Raw genomic sequence first — 17,787 nt, forward strand, 5'->3', positions numbered from 1 at the left:
TATATGTTAAAGGGTAAAACTATAATAGTAACTGGAGCTAATAGAGGAATAGGAAAAGCTATAGCTTTAAAACTAGGTAAAATAGGTGCTAATGTTATTGTTAACTATAGAAGCAATGAAAAAGAAGCTTCTGAAGTAGTAGCTGAGATAAAAGAATTAGGTGGAGAAGCATCTATGGTTAAAGCTGATGTATCTAAATATGTAGATGCTGAAAGCTTAATAAACGAAGCTAAAAATATATATGGAAGCATATATGGAGTAGTTAACAATGCAGGTATAACAAAGGATACTTTAATACTTAGAATGAAAGAAGAAGACTTTGATGCAGTTATAAACACTAACTTAAAAGGAACCTTTAACTGCTGTAAAGCTGCAACACCACATTTAATAAAAGCAAGACAAGGAAGAATAGTTAATATTTCCTCTGTAATAGGCTTAATAGGAAATGTAGGACAAATAAATTATGCAGCATCTAAAGCAGGCATATTAGGAGTAACTAAATCTTTAGCTAGAGAAATAGGAGCTAGAGGAATAACTGTAAATGCTATAGCTCCTGGATTTATAGAAAGTGATATGACAGAAGTTTTAGCAGATAAGTATAAAGAAGACATTCTTAAAAATATTCCACTAAAAAAATTAGGAAAAGCAGAAGATGTAGCTAATGCAGTAGCATTTTTAATGTCAGAAGAAAGCCAATATATAACTGGCCAGGTTCTAAATGTTGATGGCGGCATGGTAATGTAAGGAGAGAAAATGATGGAAAATAGAGTAGTTATAACGGGAATGGGAGCTGTGACTCCTATAGGTAATAATGTAAATGACTTTTGGAATAACTGTAAAAATGGTGTTAATGGTGTAGATTTTATCAAAGCTTTTGACACTACTGAATTTGAAGTTAAAATTGCTGCTGAAGTTAAAGACTTTACAACTGATGGAGTAATAGATAAAAAAGAAGCAAGAAGAATGGATAGATTTTCTCAATTTGCATTAGTAGCTTCAGATGAAGCTATAAAAGATGCTGATTTAGATTTAGAAAAAGTTGATAGAGATAGACTTGGAGTTATTATAGGTTCTGGTATAGGTGGATATAATACTATGGAGACAGAATTCTTTAAGCTTTTTGAAAAAGGACCTAAAAGAGTTTCTCCACTATATATTCCTATGGCAATAAGCAATATTGCAGCTGGAAATGTTGCTATAAAATATGGAGCTCAAGGTATATGTACATCTGTTGTAACTGCTTGTGCTTCAGGAACTAATTCTATAGGTGAAGCTTATAGAAACATTAAACATGGATATAGTGATATAATAATAGCAGGTGGAACAGAAGCCCCTATTACAAAATCAGGAGTGTCTGGCTTTACAAACATGAAGGCCTTAAATAGCTTAAATGATGTTAATAGAGCATCAATCCCATTTGACAAAGATAGAAGCGGTTTTGTTATAGGAGAAGGCGCTGGTATACTTATAATTGAAAGCCTTGAACATGCACAAAAAAGAGGAGCTAAAATCTATGGTGAAATAGTTGGTTATGGTTCTAACTGTGATGCATACCATATTACATCTCCAGCACCAAATGGTGAAGGTGCAAAGAAGGCTATGAAGTTAGCTATAGATGAAGCTGGAATAAAACCAGAAGATATAGGGTATATAAATGCTCATGGAACTTCAACACCTTATAATGATAAGTTTGAAACCTTAGCAATTAAGAATCTTTTTGGAGAGAAGGCTTATGATGTAGCTATTTCTTCAACTAAATCTATGACAGGACATCTTTTAGGAGCTGCAGGAGCAGTAGAAGCTATTGTATGCCTAAAGACTATGGAAGAAGGATTTATACCTCCAACTATAGGTTATAAAGAAAAAGATGAAGAATGTGACTTAGATTATGTACCTAACGTAGGGAAAGAAAAAAATGTTGAATACACATTATCTAATTCTCTAGGATTTGGTGGGCATAATGCTACTTTAGTTATTAAAAAGTGGAGTTAGGAGTTTTTTAATATGAATATAGAAGAAGTAAAAGAACTTATTAAGATGATAGATGAATCAGATTTAGCTTTGTTTGAGTTAAAGCAAGGAGATTTTTCATTAAAGATGGATAAATCCCAAACTAGAAGCTCAGAAGTAAAAGAACTTGTTAATAAAGAACCAGCTTCGCAAAAAGAAAGTGTTGTAAATAATACAATAAGTGTTCAAGAAGCAAAGGTTGAAATTAAGGAAGAAATAATAGATGAAAACTTGTTTATAGTTAAGTCTCCTATAGTAGGAACTTTCTATGGTTCTTCATCTCCAGATAAAGATCCTTACGTTCATGAAGGTAAGAAGGTAAAACAAGGTGATGTTTTATGTATTATAGAAGCTATGAAGCTTATGAATGAAATCGAAAGTGAAATAAATGGAGAAATAGTTGAAGTAATGGTTGAAAGCGAAAGCATGGTAGAGTATGGTCAGCCATTATTCAAGATAAGGAGAGCATAAGATGTTAGATGTTAATGAAATAAGAAAGATCATTCCTCATAGATATCCATTTTTACTTTTAGATAGAGTAGAAGAAGTAAATCCAGGAGTTTATGCAAAAGGATTTAAGAACTTAACTATAAATGAAGAGTTTTTTCAAGGACATTTTCCTGATATGCCAGTTATGCCTGGAGTATTAATAGTAGAAGCTTTAGCACAGTTAGGAGCGGTTTCTATTTTAAGTAAAGAAGAATTTAAAGGTAAAACTGCTTTTCTTGCTGGAATAGATAAAGCAAGATTTAAGAAAAAAGTTCTTCCAGGAGATAGACTTGATCTTGAGATAGAAATAATAAAGGTTAAAGGACCTATAGGAATAGGTAAAGGAACTGCAAAAGTTGATGGGCAAATAGCTTGCCAAGGAGAAATTCTATTTGCAATAGGATAGGTGATTATATGTTTAAGAAGATATTAATAGCTAACAGAGGAGAAATAGCAGTCAGAGTAATTAGAGCTTGTAGAGAACTTGGAATAAAAACAGTAGCAGTATACTCTGAGGCTGATAGAGAAGCTCTTCACACTCAATTAGCTGATGAAGCTGTATGTATAGGTAAAGGCCCTGCTAAAGGTAGTTATTTAAATATACAAAATATTTTAAGTGCATGTGTACTTACTGGTGCAGAAGCTATACATCCAGGCTTTGGATTTTTATCAGAAAATTCTAAGTTCGCTAAGATGTGCAGTGAATGTAATATTAAGTTTATAGGACCTGACTATGAGTCTATTGATCTTATGGGGAATAAGGCTAAGGCAAGAGAAACCATGAGAGAGGCAGGAGTACCTATAGCTCCAGGATATGAAGGGATTATAGAAAGTGAAGAACAAGCTTTAGAGATAGCTAGAGAAATAGGATTCCCTGTTATGATTAAAGCAGCTGCTGGTGGCGGAGGAAAAGGAATTAGAATAGCTTTTAACAATGATGAATTTTTAAAAGGATATTCTACTGCAAAGGCTGAAGCCATGAATTGTTTTGGAGATGATACTTTATATATAGAAAAATTCATTCAAGAACCTAAACATATAGAGTTTCAAATATTAGCAGATGAGCATGGAAATATAATTCACTTAGGAGAAAGAGATTGCTCAATTCAAAGAAAAAATCAAAAAGTTATTGAAGAAGCACCATCATTAATCTTAGATGAAGCTTTAAGAAAAGAAATGGGTGACATTGCTATAAAAGCAGCGGAAGCTGTTAATTATAAAAATGCTGGAACTATAGAATTTCTAGTAGATAAAAATAGAAATTATTATTTCATGGAGATGAATACTAGAATTCAAGTAGAACATCCTATTACTGAAATGGTAACGGGAATAGATATAGTAAAAGAGCAGATAAAAATTGCTGCTGGAATACCATTAGAAATAACTCAAGAGGATGTAACTATAAGTGGGCATGCTATAGAATGCAGAATAAATGCAGAAGATCCTAGATTTGGCTTTAGACCTTGTCCGGGGAAAATAGAAGAGGTTATTGTTCCAGGAGGTTTTGGAGTTAGAATAGATTCTGCTATATATCAAGGGTATACAATTCCTCATATCTATGATTCAATGATAGGAAAGCTTATAGTTCATGGTAAAAATAGAGAAGAAGCTATAATGAAGATGAAAAGAGCTTTAGGTGAATTTGCTATAGGTGGAGTTACTACGAATATAGATTTTCAATTTGATATATTAGAACACGAAGACTTTGTAAGAGGAGATTTTAATACTTCATTCTTAAAAGATAAGTTGGTGATTGAATGACACTAAGAGATTTATTAAAAAAGAGAACTTATATAACTTTATCTGCTGAAGCAATAAAGGGAGATAAAATAGAAGAAAACCATGAAAAGCCAATAATACCTGATGGAATGTGGCGTAAATGTAACGAATGTGGAGAGATTCTTTATAAGGAAGATGTAGAAAATAATCTTTGGGTTTGTACCAAGTGTAATTACCATTTTAGAATAAATGCAAGAACTAGATTAAATCTAATTGTAGATGAAGATAGTTTTAAAGAGAGCTTAATAGATATTAGAAGTGTTGATCCACTAAAGTTTAAAGGATATAAAGAAAAGTTATCAAAGTCTGAAAGTGATACAGGAGAAGCTGATGCTGTAATCACTGGAGTAGGTAAAATTAATGGAATAGAAGCAGCTATAGCAGTTATGAACTCTGCTTTCATGATGGGAAGTATGGGAACTGTTGTAGGTGAAAAAATTACAAGACTAATTGAAGAAGCTACAGATAAAAAACTTCCATTAATAATATTTACAACTTCTGGTGGAGCTAGAATGCAAGAAGGGATATTTTCTTTAATGCAGATGGCAAAAATCAGTGGAGCTATAAATCTTTACAACAAAACTGGATTACCTTATATAACTGTGCTTACTGATCCAACAACAGGAGGGGTTACGGCTTCTTTTGCAATGGAAGGCGATATAATCTTAAGCGAGCCAGGAGCACTTATAGGTTTTGCAGGTAGAAGAGTAATAGAAGGAACTATAAATCAAAAACTTCCTGATAATTTTCAAAAGGCTGAATTTCTATTAGAAAAAGGATTTATAGACAATATAGTTAATAGAAAGAGTATGAAGGATACTATTTATAAATTATTAATTCTTCATGGGGTGAATAATAATGAATAGAGAATCTATCAAGAAATTTTCCGCATGGGAAAAAGTAAGTATTTCTAGAAAACAAGATAGACCGAATGCTTTATTTTATATAAATCATATATGTGAAGATTTTTTTGAGCTTCATGGAGATAGAGCCTTTGGAGATGATAAGTCTGTAGTTGGTGGTATAGCTAAAATAGAGGGTATACCAGTAACTATTATTGGCATAATTAAGGGAAATAATGCAAAAGAAAACATTGAAAGAAACTTTGGTATGCCAAATCCAGAAGGCTATAGAAAGTCTTTAAGGCTTATGAAGCAAGCAGAGAAGTTTAATAGGCCAATTATATGTCTAGTTGATACTCCAGGGGCTTATCCAGGTATGGGAGCTGAGGAGAGAGGACAAGGGCATGCTATAGCTCAAAATTTAAAAGAGATGTTCTCATTAACTGTTCCTATAATATCAATATTTATAGGAGAAGGTGGAAGTGGTGGAGCTTTAGCTTTGGGTATTGGTGACAGTATTTTGATGTTAGAGCATGCTATATATTCTATACTTACACCAGAAGGCTTTGCGTCTATATTATGGAAAGATCCTTCAAGAGCTAAAGAGGCTGCAGAAGTAATGGGAATAACTGCACAAGATTTATTAAGAAACGGAATAATAGATAAAGTTATAAGAGAACCTTTAGGTGGAGCTCATCTAAATCCAGATAAAATAGCTTGGAGAATAAAAAAGAGAATTTTATCTGAATTGACTGAACTTATGGCTTTAGATAAAGAAGAGCTTTTAAGTAGAAGATATAAAAAGTTTAGAGATATGGGTAACTTTTATTAATATATAAAAATAGAACTGGATTAATTTCCAGTTCTATTTTTTCTTAATAAAAGGAATTCCACCTGATATAATAAAGTAATATAGAGCTATAGGAATAAATAAAATCACAGTTGTGGTATAGTTTAGGTATCCCAAATCATTAGCTCCAAACAATAAAATAATTAAGATAAGCGGAATAAGAGTAAGTTTTATAAAATTACTTTTATTTTTTTTGTGTTTATAAACACCATATAAGTCGAAAAGTATAAGTGCTACAAGTATAATATATACCATTTGTATACCTCGCTAAATAAAATTTCTTCTAGAGTATATCATAAAAATAAACACAATAAAAGCCATGGATTTAATGACCATGGCTTTATATTACGCTACTTTTTTAGGTTCTTTATCAAAGTTTAAATTAACATTTTTAGATAATGCTTTGATTAATCCAAATGATATTGTTCCATCTACAAAATGATGTACAAAAGTTCCTATACCTACAACAATTAAGGCTGTGCTTAAATTGTATCCAAATGGAATTACAACTAATGCTTCTAGTATAGCATGTATTGGAGCGGTTATAAGCACTACGTATTTAAATGGAACTCCTTTATTAATAAGATAACCCCCAACACCACCTACAACGGTATGCATTGCAGCTCTTGCAGCTACGAAGGCTGGAGAAGTTATTGTAAAACCAATAGCAGAACCAACACCTACAGCTATTGCAACGCCAGGACTTATTACCATAGCAATGAATAATGGAACATGGGAAGCTATAGTTGCTGTAAAAGGTCCAATAACGACCTTTAAAAATCCAAAATAAAGCGGAATAATAATTGATATAGCTGTTAAAAGTGCGGCATAAATCATTTTAGTAACATTTCTTTGCATCATATAATCCTCCTAAACTTCTGTATATACACCAGTATATAGTGGTAATTAGGATTTGTAAATAGAATTGTAGATTTTTAGACAAAGATTATGATAAAATATAAAGTAAATATATAGAAAAATATAGAGTAGTTGGTATTGAATTAGGAGGGAATTATGTTAGAAGTTAATAATATAACAAAAAGTTATGGGAAGTTTAAAGCCGTAAAAGACATAAGCTTTAAGGTAGAAGAAGGAGAAATAGCTGTTTTAGTAGGACCTAATGGAGCTGGAAAGTCAACAATAATAAAATCTATAGCAGGGCTACTAAAATATGAAGGTGAAATAAAAATAGGTGGCAAACACAATAAGAGTATTGAAGGAAAAAGATTGTTTAACTATGTTCCTGAAATGCCAGCCATGTATCCATTACTTACAGTAGATGAACATATTCACTTTATAGCAAAAGCCTATGGACTTAACGATTATAAAGAAAAAGCAGAAGAGCTTTTAAAGACTTTTGATATGGTTGATAAAAGAACTAAACTAGGACAAGAATTATCAAAAGGTATGCAGCAAAAAGTAAGCATTATATGTGGACTTATAACTAATCCTAAATTAATCCTTTTTGATGAACCTATGATAGGATTAGATCCTAAAGCAATTAAGGAACTTAAAAACTATTTTGCAAAACTTAAGGAATCAGGAGCAGCAATCATAATAAGTACCCATCTTTTAGATAGTGTTCAAGATCTATGGGATAGAATACTTATAATGAAAGAAGGGGAAATTATTTTATCAAAAACAAAGGGAGAATTTAATGAATCTGGAGATAACTTAGAAGAAATATTCTTTGAATTTACGGAGGAAAATTAGATGGGAGCATTATTTTATCTAATAAGAAGAAGTATAATAAACTTCATAAAAAACTTAAAAAAACAACCCTCTAAATTAATTCCCTTTGTATTTATAATAGGAATGGTAGTTTTTATGCTTGCAACAATGTCAAAGGATAAAAATATCTTTGACAAAAACATTCCACCACAATATATAACTTCATTTTTTACCTTAGGAATATTATTTTTCTTTTTCTCTTCCTTAATAATGTCCATAGGAAAAAGAAGCACCCAATTTTTTATGAGTGATGTAAATATGGCTTTTACATCTCCAATAAAACCACAAAATCTATTGATATATGAATTTATTAAAAGTATTTCCTCAGCTGGAGTATTTTTATTAGTTTTTCTATATCAAATACCAAATTTAAAGATTAATTTAGGATTAAGCAATATGGGCATAGTTCTAATAATATTAATACTTGGTTTGTTTTTTGTTACCCTATCAATAATATCAATATTTATATATAGCCTATGTTCTACAAAACCATACCTTAATAAAATATTTAATATAGTATTTAAAGGGGCAGCTGCTTTAACTTTATTATTTCCAGCATTAAAGTTATTTCAAAATAAGGATGATTTGTTTAACACATTTGTTAATATGTTTTCAAGCAAAAACATTGACTACATCCCTTTAATAGGTTGGCACAAAGCAATGTTTAATAAAGCAATAACAAATGTTGATGGAATATTTTTTGTATATGCACTTTTAAACATACTTGTTATAGGGATACTTGCAGTAATTCTTTATAATATGAACCTTGATTATTATGAGGATGTAATTCAAGGAGCAGAACTTAAGGAAGATGTTTTAAAACTAAAAACTAAACAGATTAATCCTAAAGAATTCAATTTAAATAATAGAAAAATGAAGACAAGAAAAATTACATTTAACTATAATGCTAATTATGGAAAAACATTATTTTATAGACACATTCTAGAATATAGAAAAACAGGATTTGGTATATTAAATTTATATACCTTATTAATGGTTTCAGCAGCAGTTATATACGGTAAGTTTGTACCTATAAATGATATATTACCTCTACTTTATGGATATATATATATTTCAGGGCTAGCTTCCTTTGGAAACAAGATACATCAAGAAATGGCAAAACCATATATATTCCTTATACCAGACTCACAAGAAAGTAAGATTTTCTGGGGAACCTTATCATCAGCTTTGAAATTCTTAGTAGATGGAAGTTTAAGTTTTTTAGTGGCAGGAATATTAACTAAATCAAATCCACTTACTATAGTTTTAGCTATAATAGTTTATGTTTCCTTTGGATTTGTGTTTATATATGGAGGAGTACTAAATTACAGATTGTTTGGAAGAATTGCATCTAATGCTTTAAAAGGATTTTTGATGTTTATAAGTATATTTGTCTACGTTCTTCCTGGGATTATAGCTTCTATTATAATATCAGTGAAGTTAGAGTTTTTAGGACAATATGCAATATACTTTTCATTTATCATATGGAACATGTTAGTTTCTCTAGTTATTATGCAGTTTGCAAAAGGTGTATTAAATCATTGTGAGCTTGATTAGAAGGTGAGTTTTACTCATCTTCTTTTTTGTTATTATGTAGGGTATAATAATGATATTAAAAAAGAAAAGAGGATATATAATATGGATAGTGTTCAGGTGGCAAAAATAGCAACAAGGATGGCTATTTCTTCAAGAGAAGAGGAACATAAATTAAGAGATGAATTTGGGGCATTGGGAGCAAATACTGCGGCTGTAGATATAGGTGGAAATATAAACAATTCTATACAAAAGATTTTAGAAAGAACTTTGGTTGCATCCAAAAGGTGTGGGCTTATACGTGAAGAACACATTCACGAAGGAGCTGTTATTGGAGCTTGTAGAGATGCAATTATGCAAGTTGCAAATAGAGCAAGTGGGCAAAATGTTGGGGGAAAAATAGGCATAGCAGTTTCGGGTGAACATCTAAGTGTTTGCATATTTTTAAGCATTGGATTACTTCACTTAAATGAGATAGTCATTGGGATTGGGCATAGAGCTATAACAAAATAAATATTTACTTTTTAATATTATTATGATATTATTAAAAATAATATTTTATCAATAAATGAGTGGATTAATTAGGTTGTTAGTAGTAAATGTAGGATATTATTGATAAATATTAGAAATAAATTAATAATTTTTTATAATTTAAGAAGGAGATGGCAGTATGGTAGGGAAGAAGAAAGTTGCCTTGATTTTATGCGCTTTAGTTGCAGTAAGTTCTTTTGTAGCTTGCGCTAAAAAAGAAGGGGACAAGAAAAAAATTGGTATTTCACAAATAGTTGAGCATCCAGCATTGGATTCTGCAAGAAAAGGATTCATTGATGGACTTAAGGAAAAAGGATTTGAGGAAGGCAAAAATCTAGAAATAGATTATCAAAATGCCCAAGGGGATATTGCAACAACTCAAACAATAGCTCAAGGATTTGTTAGTAATAAAAAAGATTTAGTATTAGCTATTGCAACACCTAGTGCTCAATCAGCTTATAATGCTACAAAGGATATTCCAATAGTATTTACAGCAGTTACAGATCCAGTAGTTGCAGGAATAGTTAAGGACGTAAAGAGTACAGGAACTAACGTTACAGGAACATCTGATAATGTTTCAATAGCAGATCAATTAAAGGTATTACAAAAGGTATTACCTAATGCAAAAACTATTGGAGTAATATATACAACTTCTGAAGCGAATTCTGGGGTGCAAGTTAAAGCACTTAAAGAAGAAGCTGCAAAATTAGGTTTACAAGTTAAAGAAGCTGGTGCAGCAACTAGCAATGATATAGATCAAAGTTTAAACTCAATATTAGGTTCAATAGATGTATTATACACTCCTACAGATAACAATGTAGCAGCAGCTTATGATTTAGTAGGTAAAAGAACATTAGAAAAAAATGTACCTATATTTGGAGCAGAATCTGCTATAGTAGCAAAAGGTGGATTAATAACAGCAGGTATTGACTACTATAAGTTAGGAAAAGAAGCTGGATATCAAGCAGCTGAAATTTTAAACGGTAAAAAACCATCAGAAATTCCAGTAGGATTCCAAACAGATTTACAAACTACTATAAACACTGATGTTGCTAAAAAACTTGGAATAACTATACCAGCTGATATAGAAAAGAGTGCTGAAAAAGTTACAGGAGGGGTTAATTAATGTCTTTAGTGTTAAATGTTTTAGAACAAGGCTTGCTATTTGCCTTAGTATCTATTGGCGTATATATAACCTATAAGATATTAGATTTCCCAGATCTTTCAGTGGATGGAACATTCCCATTAGGTGCTGCAGTATGTGCAGCCCTTTTAGCTAATGGGGTGAATCCTATCTTATCTGTATTTGTATCTTTGGCAGCAGGGGCAGTAGCAGGATGTATAACAGGATTATTACATGTAAAATTAAAAATAGACAGTTTAATGTCAGGAATATTAGTTATGATTGGATTATATTCCATAAACCTAAGAATTATGGGTAAATCCAACTCTCCACTATTTAACTTTGGGAACATATTTAAGTCTTTTGAATTAAATGTTGGAGAATTAAGACTAGCACCAATAATAATTATCTTAGCCTTTGTAATAGTTGCTAAAATAATTATGGACTTATTCTTAAAAACAAAAAGAGGATTTTTATTAATAGCAACAGGAGATAATGAACAAGTAGTTACCTCACTTGGAATAAATAAGGACAACGTTAAAATAATGGCTCTTATGATATCTAATGGATTAGTTGCATTAGCAGGAGGATTAACAGCTCAATATCAAGGGTTTTCAGATGTTGGTATGGGAACAGGTGTCGTAGTTATGGGGCTTGCATCGGTAATTATAGGAGTTTCAGTATTCCAAAAGATGAGCTTTGTAAAAGCTACAAGCTTAGCTATATTTGGTGCAATAATATATAAAGCCGTAGTTGCAATAGCTCTTCAGCTTGGCTTATCACCTAATGATTTAAAACTTATAACTGCTGTAATAGTTATTATTGCTTTAGCTGCAAATAATAAGGGCGGTATATTTAAGAGAAAAAAAGTTATGAAGGGTGGTGTTTTAGCTAATGCTGAAAGTAAAGGGACTGTGTAAGGTTTTTAATGAAAACACTGTAAATGAGCATAGAGTATTTGATGAATTTGAAATAGAAGTAAAAACTGGAGACTTTGTATCCATAATAGGTTCTAATGGAGCAGGAAAAAGTACCTTATTAAACCTAGTAGGTGGAAGTCTTTCAGGAGATTATGGTTCAATATTTATAGATGATACAGAAATGATAGATATGCCTGAATATAAAAGATCTAAAATCATTGGAAGAGTATATCAAAGTCCTTCAATGGGTGTATCACCTAACATGACTATATTAGAAAACTTATCTCTAGCAGATAATAAAGGGAAAAAGTTTGGATTAACATTTGCAGTTGATAAAAGCAGAATAGATCATTATAAAGAATTACTTAAAAAAGTTAACTTAGGGCTTGAAGATAAACTTTACACAAAGGTAGGATTATTATCAGGTGGTCAAAGACAGGCTTTAACTTTAATGATGTCAGTTATGTCTAATCCAAAACTGTTATTATTAGATGAACATACAGCTGCATTAGACCCTAAAACATCAGAGAAAATAATGGAGATAACCAGAGAGATTGTTAAAGAAAGAAAAATCACAACACTTATGGTTACTCACAACTTAAACCATGCAATCACATCAGGAAACAGACTTATAATGATGCATGAAGGAAAAATTGTAATTGATGTTAGCGGAGAAGAAAAAGCTTCACTAGATACAGATAAACTTATCAATTTATTTGAAAAAGTGCATATTAAAGATGGATTAAGTGATAGAACATTATTCAGTTAATCATCTTAGTAAACAACCCCCAAAAGCCTCATGCTTTTGGGGGTTAAACTTTTGGATAAATAAGGTATAATAAATTTAATGGAGTTTAAGATGCATCTCTCAAATATAATAAGCTTATTATGAAAGGTGTCTTATATGTTAAATACAGATAGATGTGTGATGAATAAGATAAATAAAAATGATTATGAAGATGTAAAGAAGTTGTATTTTGATGAAAGGGTGAGAGAGTTTCTTGGTGGGGTTGTAACGCAAGAATGCTATAATAACATTTTTGAAGAGATGTTAAACGTTAATGAAGAGTCAATTTACCTAACAGTTAGAAATAATACTACAGATGAAATAGTTGGATTAGTTTCCCTTGATAAACACCATGATGGAGTAAGTGCGGAAATTTCCTATCAGTTTGTGAGTGAATTATGGGGACAAGGATATGGAAATGAAGTTATTAGAAAACTTATGGATTATGCCTTTAAAGAATTAAATTTAAATAAATTAGTTGCTGAAACTCAAACAGCAAATAAAGCTTCATGTAGATTATTAACAAAGCTTGGAATGAGTATAGAAGAATCAATTTATAGATTTGGTGCTGAGCAGTGCATATTTAGGATTTTAAGAGACGAGTATTATAAAAATAATTAGGAAGAAGTGGTGAATAACATGTATGTTCAAAAGTGTGAAAATTGTTCTAATAAATTTACTAAAAAAACAATTCGAAAATCAATCTTTTTTAATGGTTACGAACCTATTGTATGTGAAAAATGTAGGAGTATCCACTATGTTTATTTTAGAACAAGGATATTACTAAGTATTTTTATTCCTGTACCTCTTTTTACAATATTACTTATAACAAAGAACTTTTCTTTTAATATTTCATTTCCTGTCCTTATATTAATCTTTGTATTGTGGTATTCCTTATTAATATTTAGTATACCATTTTTTGCTAGGTACAGAATTGAAGAAAAAAATAAATAATAGATAATATCCAACTTACTTTAAATGAATACAAAGAAAGGAACCTAATATGATAAAATTAGAAACAGAGAGATTGATTATAAGGGATCATATAGAAGAAGATATACATTCATTACATAAACTTATTTCGGATGATAGGGTTATGTATTATTTACCTGAAATCAAAACAAACAGTTTAGATGAGTCTATGGAAAATCTTTATGAAGCAATAAAGGAAAGTAACGTTAATAATAGAACCAAATATTATTTTGGGATCGTATTAAAAGATAGTAATGAATATGTAGGGGAAATAGGGTATACAGTTTTATTAGATTCTCCAGAGGGAAAAGTTGTGAATTTAGGTTACTTTATATTGCAAGAGTATTGGGGAAAAGGGTTTACATCTGAGGCTACAAAAGAAGTTATTAATTATGCCTTTAAGCAAGGTGATGTTATTAAGGTTGAGACTGGTTGTTTAAAAGAAAATACTGCTTCAGAAAAAGTTATGAAAAGTATTGGAATGATTAAAGAGGGTGAATTTAAAAAACATGTTTTATTAAATTCAAGACTTTATGATAGAGTAGAATATAGATTATTAAAGGAAGAGTGGATTTAAAAATTTAAGTATAGAGGTGATTATTTATGATAAGAATTGAATTAATAGAAGAAGAGGATTTTAATAAAGTTATTGAATGGAATTTAGATAAAACATCAGATTTTTTGTTGCAATGGGCAGGAGAATCTTACAAGTATCCATTAACTCTTGAGCAAATTAAAGAGCATTATTATAATAATATTAAAAATAGTGTGCATGATATGTACAAGATTATATGGAATGATAGTAATAAAATTATAGGTACTGTTGAACTTGCTGAAAGAGATAAAGAAAATAAGATGGGCAGAGTATCTAGATTTTTAATAGGTGATGAAAGATATAGAGGAAATGGTTTAGGAACTGAGGTTTTGAAACAAATTACCCAAATAGGGTTTGAAAAGTTTAGCTTCGATAAAATTACTTTAGGTGTGTTTGAACATAATATAGGAGCTATTAAGTGTTATGAAAAAGCAGGATTTAAAAAACATAAGCTAATAGAAAAAGCTAAAAAAGGCTCAGATGGATATTGGAATTTATTTGAGATGGAGATTTTAAGATAGAGAAATGAGGAAATGTAATGTATAAACCTTTAGCGGATAAGGTCAGACCTAAAAATATAGATGAAGTGTTTGGACAGAAGCATATTTTAGGGGAAGGTAAGATTTTAAATAGAATAATTAAAAGTAACAGGATTTCTAATATGATATTTTACGGACCTCCTGGTATTGGGAAAACTACGGTAGCTAATATTATTGCAGAAACTTCTAATAAGAGATTCTATAAGTTAAATGCAACCAATGCTTCTTTAAAGGATATTCAGCAGATTGTAAGTGAACTTGATACCTTTATGGGGAGTAATGGAGTTGTTTTATATTTAGATGAAATTCAGAACTTTAATAAAAAACAACAGCAGTCATTATTAGAGTTTATAGAAGATGGAAGAATTACCTTAATAGCATCTACTACAGAAAATCCATTTCATTATATTTTTAAGGCGATTTTAAGTAGAAGCACTATTTTTGAATTTAAGCCTTTGGAGAAAAATGATGTTATAGAGGCTTTAAAAAGAGCAAGGGATTTGGCACAGGAAGATTATAGAGGCGTACATATAGAAGTTACTTTAGAAGGTTATGAATTTTTTGCGGATTCTGCTAATGGAGATGTAAGAAAAGCTATTAATGGTTTAGAAGTAGCTCTTTATTCAACTAATCCTAATAGTGAAGGGAAAATAATAATAGATAAAGAAGTTGCAGCAGACTCAGTGCAAAAGAAGATACTTAATTATGACATTAGTGGAGATGCTCATTATGATATCTTAAGTGCTTTTCAAAAATCCATAAGGGGAAGTGACCCCAATGCAGCTATTCATTATCTAGCTAGGTTAGTTAAGGCAGGAGACTTAGTATCTATATGTAGAAGATTAATGGTTATTGCAGCTGAGGATATAGGGCTTGCATATCCTCAAGGGGTATCCATAGTGAAGGCCTGTGTTGATAGTGCTAATATGTTAGGATTTCCAGAAGCAAGAATACCTTTAGCTCATGCCACAATTTTATTAGCAACTGCACCTAAATCAAACTCAGCTATTTTAGCTATTGATAAGGCTATGAGTGATTTAGATTCCATGGATATAGATGATATTCCACTTCATTTAAAAGATGCTCATTATGCTGGAGCACAAACTTTAGGAAGAGGAATAGAATACAAATATCCACATAATTATGAAAATCATTATATAGAGCAGCAGTATTTGCCTGATAATATTAAAGATAGAGTTTATTATGAAGAGCAAAATAATAAATATGAAGAAAGTATAAAGAAGTATTGGAAGGTAATAAAAGTTAAAAAATAATAGTTATTGTTTGCAGCATAATAACTTGATATAATTGAGTTAAAATCAATTAAGGAGATGTTTATTTTGAAATCTAGACTTAAAAGTATTACGATTATAAGAAGTTTTATAGTATTATCTCTAATTGCAGTGTTAGTTACAGTAGGGGTTGGAGTATTTGGATACATAGGAGTTAAAAAAGTAAATAGTAATATTGATATGATGTATACTGAAAGAGTAGAGCCTTTAGGACTTGGAGCTGGAATAAGAGGTGAGTTTGCAAACATAAGAATAGAAACTCATAAAACTATAATAAAATATGACAAAAAATATATTGAAACCATAAATAAACATTATGACAAAATTAATGATTATTTAAAAGAGTATTCAGCTTTAAATCTTGATGAAAATGAAAAAAAGGAATTAGATGTATTTAGTAAAAATTACGATTCATACAAAAATATTTGGACAGTAATTGAAGGCGATTTATCTAAAGGAAAACCTATGTCAGAATATGATTATAGTAAGCTTTCTGAATATGCAGCTAATGGAGAAACAGCTTTATTTAACTTAAAGACATATGATATAGAAGAGGCTGCAAAGCTTAATGAGGAGAGTCAGGATGTTTATGCAAAGACAGCTAAAAACTTGAATTTGATTATATCTTTAGCTGTAGTAGGATTTTTGCTTATTTCAGCGACTATTATAACGGTTATTAGAAAAGCATCTAAAATTATGACAGATAAAATTGAACAGCTTGCAACAGGAGATTTTACAGTAGATTTTAGTACAGACAGTGAAAATGAATTTGGGGTTATGAGTAATACCTTACATAAAACTGTAGGGGATATATCTGAAACCATAAAAATCATTAAAAACAACTCAGAAGAGATAAGCAGGAAATCAGAAAATTTAGCAGCTACAGCAGAAGAAATGTCAGCATCATCAACCAACGTAAACTTTTCAATTCAAGAAGTAGCAAAGGGAACAACAGGACAAAGTGAGGAGATTATGAATATTAATGGTATATTATCAGACTTCTCAAATGATCTTGATGAAATAGTTTCAGCTATAAGGGTTATAGAAACTAATTCAAAAACTAGTGAAACCTTAGTTAATAATAGCGAACAATATGTACAAGCACTTATGAAATCTATTGATGAAGTATCTACAAAATTTAAGGATGTAGTAAGTAAAATTAATAATTTAAGCAATAATGTAGACAAGATAAGTGAAATAACTAACCTAATCAATAGCGTAGCAGAACAAACTAACCTTTTAGCGCTTAACGCATCAATAGAGGCTGCTAGGGCTGGAGAACATGGTAGAGGCTTTGCTGTTGTAGCAGAAGAAATAAGAAAACTAGCTGAACAAAGTAAAACCTCATCAGAAAATATCTATACCCTAATAAGAGACATAGGTGTAGAGAAAAATATGGTTGTTGATACAACTAAGATAATGGAAAATGAATTACATAACCAAATAAATGTAATAAGTAGTATAACAGAATCTTTTGAGAAAGTTTTTGATTCTATAAATGAAAATACACCAAGAATTAAAACAGCTACAGTTTCATTAAATAATTTAGATAATCAAAAGAATACTATATTAAATAAAATAGAAGACTTATCAGCGGTTTCAGAGGAAGTAACAGCCTCTACAGAAGAAATAGCCTCATCTTCAGATGAAATGAATAGTTCTTCTGAGGACGTTGCAAACTCAGCACAAGCTCTTAATGATATGTCAGAAGAAATGATAACTAATATAAATAAGTTTAAATTATCTTAAAATAAAAAAATAGGTATAAAATGGTTGACTAAAAACTATTCATAG

General features: G+C 30.6%; 21 protein-coding genes. 19 read left to right on the forward strand and 2 right to left on the reverse strand.

The annotated features are described in order from the left end of the window. Nucleotides 1-3: 3 nt before the first annotated feature. From fabG to P8F83_RS04400, 7 genes are read left to right on the forward strand one after another with little or no spacing between them, the layout of a single operon-like run. A complete protein-coding gene (gene fabG, locus P8F83_RS04370) occupies nt 4-744 on the forward strand; it encodes a 3-oxoacyl-[acyl-carrier-protein] reductase (protein ID WP_326513607.1) in 741 nt (246 codons plus the stop codon). A gap of 12 nt (nt 745-756) precedes the next feature. Then, the gene (fabF, locus tag P8F83_RS04375) at nt 757-1,992 is read left to right on the forward strand and encodes a beta-ketoacyl-ACP synthase II (protein ID WP_326514818.1); all 1,236 of its coding nucleotides are present in this window, start codon (nt 757-759) and stop codon (nt 1,990-1,992) included. Between the two features lie 12 nt (nt 1,993-2,004). Next, entirely contained in the window at nt 2,005-2,481 is a 477-nt protein-coding gene (gene accB, locus P8F83_RS04380) for an acetyl-CoA carboxylase biotin carboxyl carrier protein (protein WP_326513608.1), read from the forward strand. A gap of 1 nt (nt 2,482) precedes the next feature. After that, nucleotides 2,483-2,905 carry a 3-hydroxyacyl-ACP dehydratase FabZ gene (fabZ, locus tag P8F83_RS04385; protein WP_326513609.1) on the forward strand — a complete coding sequence of 141 codons (423 nt, stop codon included), beginning with the start codon at nt 2,483-2,485 and terminating at the stop codon, nt 2,903-2,905. An 8-nt stretch (nt 2,906-2,913) separates the two neighbouring features. After that, nucleotides 2,914-4,260 (forward strand): acetyl-CoA carboxylase biotin carboxylase subunit, encoded by a 1,347-nt coding sequence (locus P8F83_RS04390; protein ID WP_181603286.1) that lies wholly within the window; start codon nt 2,914-2,916, stop codon nt 4,258-4,260. After that, a complete protein-coding gene (accD, locus tag P8F83_RS04395) occupies nt 4,257-5,144 on the forward strand; it encodes an acetyl-CoA carboxylase, carboxyltransferase subunit beta (protein ID WP_326513610.1) in 888 nt (295 codons plus the stop codon). Before P8F83_RS04390 ends, accD begins: the two co-directional genes overlap by 4 nt. Further along, on the forward strand, nt 5,137-5,952 hold the full coding sequence (locus tag P8F83_RS04400) for an acetyl-CoA carboxylase carboxyltransferase subunit alpha (RefSeq protein ID WP_326513611.1): 816 nt from the start codon (nt 5,137-5,139) through the stop codon (nt 5,950-5,952). Before accD ends, P8F83_RS04400 begins: the two co-directional genes overlap by 8 nt. Nucleotides 5,953-5,985: 33 nt before the next feature. Here P8F83_RS04400 and P8F83_RS04405 read toward each other — a convergent pair whose 3' ends face one another. Continuing rightward, a complete protein-coding gene (locus tag P8F83_RS04405; protein WP_326513612.1) occupies nt 5,986-6,225 on the reverse strand; it encodes a hypothetical protein in 240 nt (79 codons plus the stop codon). Between the two features lie 90 nt (nt 6,226-6,315). Next, nucleotides 6,316-6,828, reverse strand: a complete 513-nt coding sequence (locus tag P8F83_RS04410; protein WP_326514819.1) for an ECF transporter S component — start codon at nt 6,826-6,828, stop codon at nt 6,316-6,318. A gap of 156 nt (nt 6,829-6,984) precedes the next feature. On the opposite strand from P8F83_RS04410, the gene P8F83_RS04415 reads away from it, so the two are divergent. From P8F83_RS04415 to P8F83_RS04465, 12 genes are all read left to right on the forward strand, one after another. Continuing rightward, on the forward strand, nt 6,985-7,683 hold the full coding sequence (locus tag P8F83_RS04415; protein WP_286907617.1) for an ABC transporter ATP-binding protein: 699 nt from the start codon (nt 6,985-6,987) through the stop codon (nt 7,681-7,683). Further along, nucleotides 7,684-9,258: a putative ABC exporter domain-containing protein gene (locus P8F83_RS04420; RefSeq protein WP_326513613.1), complete on the forward strand. Its 1,575-nt coding sequence runs from the start codon at nt 7,684-7,686 to the stop codon at nt 9,256-9,258. An 81-nt stretch (nt 9,259-9,339) separates the two neighbouring features. Continuing rightward, on the forward strand, nt 9,340-9,747 hold the full coding sequence (locus P8F83_RS04425) for a HutP family protein (protein WP_073015703.1): 408 nt from the start codon (nt 9,340-9,342) through the stop codon (nt 9,745-9,747). A gap of 157 nt (nt 9,748-9,904) precedes the next feature. After that, nucleotides 9,905-10,891: an ABC transporter substrate-binding protein gene (locus P8F83_RS04430; protein WP_326513614.1), complete on the forward strand. Its 987-nt coding sequence runs from the start codon at nt 9,905-9,907 to the stop codon at nt 10,889-10,891. Next, nucleotides 10,891-11,808, forward strand: a complete 918-nt coding sequence (locus P8F83_RS04435; RefSeq protein ID WP_021802304.1) for an ABC transporter permease — start codon at nt 10,891-10,893, stop codon at nt 11,806-11,808. Before P8F83_RS04430 ends, P8F83_RS04435 begins: the two co-directional genes overlap by 1 nt. Next, nucleotides 11,783-12,577 carry an ABC transporter ATP-binding protein gene (locus tag P8F83_RS04440; RefSeq protein WP_073015710.1) on the forward strand — a complete coding sequence of 265 codons (795 nt, stop codon included), beginning with the start codon at nt 11,783-11,785 and terminating at the stop codon, nt 12,575-12,577. Before P8F83_RS04435 ends, P8F83_RS04440 begins: the two co-directional genes overlap by 26 nt. A 135-nt stretch (nt 12,578-12,712) precedes the next feature. Beyond that, nucleotides 12,713-13,216, forward strand: a complete 504-nt coding sequence (locus tag P8F83_RS04445; protein WP_326513615.1) for a GNAT family N-acetyltransferase — start codon at nt 12,713-12,715, stop codon at nt 13,214-13,216. Between the two features lie 18 nt (nt 13,217-13,234). Continuing rightward, on the forward strand, nt 13,235-13,549 hold the full coding sequence (locus P8F83_RS23535; RefSeq protein ID WP_420022617.1) for a TIGR04104 family putative zinc finger protein: 315 nt from the start codon (nt 13,235-13,237) through the stop codon (nt 13,547-13,549). Between the two features lie 49 nt (nt 13,550-13,598). Then, complete coding sequence (locus P8F83_RS04450) at nt 13,599-14,144, forward strand: GNAT family N-acetyltransferase (protein ID WP_326513616.1); 546 nt, start codon at nt 13,599-13,601, stop codon at nt 14,142-14,144. Nucleotides 14,145-14,170: 26 nt separating this feature from the next. Beyond that, nucleotides 14,171-14,683: a GNAT family N-acetyltransferase gene (locus P8F83_RS04455; protein ID WP_326513617.1), complete on the forward strand. Its 513-nt coding sequence runs from the start codon at nt 14,171-14,173 to the stop codon at nt 14,681-14,683. Between the two features lie 17 nt (nt 14,684-14,700). Further along, nucleotides 14,701-15,975: a replication-associated recombination protein A gene (locus P8F83_RS04460; RefSeq protein ID WP_326513618.1), complete on the forward strand. Its 1,275-nt coding sequence runs from the start codon at nt 14,701-14,703 to the stop codon at nt 15,973-15,975. A 66-nt stretch (nt 15,976-16,041) separates the two neighbouring features. Then, entirely contained in the window at nt 16,042-17,742 is a 1,701-nt protein-coding gene (locus P8F83_RS04465) for a methyl-accepting chemotaxis protein (protein ID WP_326513619.1), read from the forward strand. Nucleotides 17,743-17,787 lie beyond the last annotated feature (45 nt).

This window comes from Clostridium intestinale (assembly GCF_035905475.1).
In the GTDB taxonomy this organism is placed as follows: Bacteria; Bacillota; Clostridia; order Clostridiales; family Clostridiaceae; genus Clostridium_T; species Clostridium_T intestinale.

What these genes read in the sequence shown, in the direction of transcription:
- P8F83_RS04460 (WP_326513618.1), top strand. Translation starts at nt 14,701, where the DNA reads ATGTATAAACCTTTAGCGGATAAGGTCAGACCTAAAAATATAGATGAA.
- P8F83_RS04420 (WP_326513613.1), top strand. Translation starts at nt 7,684, where the DNA reads ATGGGAGCATTATTTTATCTAATAAGAAGAAGTATAATAAACTTCATA.
- fabG (WP_326513607.1), top strand. Translation starts at nt 4, where the DNA reads ATGTTAAAGGGTAAAACTATAATAGTAACTGGAGCTAATAGAGGAATA.
- P8F83_RS04400 (WP_326513611.1), top strand. Translation starts at nt 5,137, where the DNA reads ATGAATAGAGAATCTATCAAGAAATTTTCCGCATGGGAAAAAGTAAGT.
- P8F83_RS04445 (WP_326513615.1), top strand. Translation starts at nt 12,713, where the DNA reads ATGTTAAATACAGATAGATGTGTGATGAATAAGATAAATAAAAATGAT.
- accD (WP_326513610.1), top strand. Translation starts at nt 4,257, where the DNA reads ATGACACTAAGAGATTTATTAAAAAAGAGAACTTATATAACTTTATCT.
- P8F83_RS04435 (WP_021802304.1), top strand. Translation starts at nt 10,891, where the DNA reads ATGTCTTTAGTGTTAAATGTTTTAGAACAAGGCTTGCTATTTGCCTTA.
- P8F83_RS04440 (WP_073015710.1), top strand. Translation starts at nt 11,783, where the DNA reads ATGCTGAAAGTAAAGGGACTGTGTAAGGTTTTTAATGAAAACACTGTA.
- P8F83_RS04425 (WP_073015703.1), top strand. Translation starts at nt 9,340, where the DNA reads ATGGATAGTGTTCAGGTGGCAAAAATAGCAACAAGGATGGCTATTTCT.
- P8F83_RS04455 (WP_326513617.1), top strand. Translation starts at nt 14,171, where the DNA reads ATGATAAGAATTGAATTAATAGAAGAAGAGGATTTTAATAAAGTTATT.
- P8F83_RS04410 (WP_326514819.1), bottom strand. Translation starts at nt 6,828, where the DNA reads ATGCAAAGAAATGTTACTAAAATGATTTATGCCGCACTTTTAACAGCT.
- P8F83_RS04415 (WP_286907617.1), top strand. Translation starts at nt 6,985, where the DNA reads ATGTTAGAAGTTAATAATATAACAAAAAGTTATGGGAAGTTTAAAGCC.
- P8F83_RS04450 (WP_326513616.1), top strand. Translation starts at nt 13,599, where the DNA reads ATGATAAAATTAGAAACAGAGAGATTGATTATAAGGGATCATATAGAA.
- fabF (WP_326514818.1), top strand. Translation starts at nt 757, where the DNA reads ATGGAAAATAGAGTAGTTATAACGGGAATGGGAGCTGTGACTCCTATA.
- accB (WP_326513608.1), top strand. Translation starts at nt 2,005, where the DNA reads ATGAATATAGAAGAAGTAAAAGAACTTATTAAGATGATAGATGAATCA.
- fabZ (WP_326513609.1), top strand. Translation starts at nt 2,483, where the DNA reads ATGTTAGATGTTAATGAAATAAGAAAGATCATTCCTCATAGATATCCA.
- P8F83_RS04405 (WP_326513612.1), bottom strand. Translation starts at nt 6,225, where the DNA reads ATGGTATATATTATACTTGTAGCACTTATACTTTTCGACTTATATGGT.
- P8F83_RS23535 (WP_420022617.1), top strand. Translation starts at nt 13,235, where the DNA reads ATGTATGTTCAAAAGTGTGAAAATTGTTCTAATAAATTTACTAAAAAA.
- P8F83_RS04390 (WP_181603286.1), top strand. Translation starts at nt 2,914, where the DNA reads ATGTTTAAGAAGATATTAATAGCTAACAGAGGAGAAATAGCAGTCAGA.
- P8F83_RS04430 (WP_326513614.1), top strand. Translation starts at nt 9,905, where the DNA reads ATGGTAGGGAAGAAGAAAGTTGCCTTGATTTTATGCGCTTTAGTTGCA.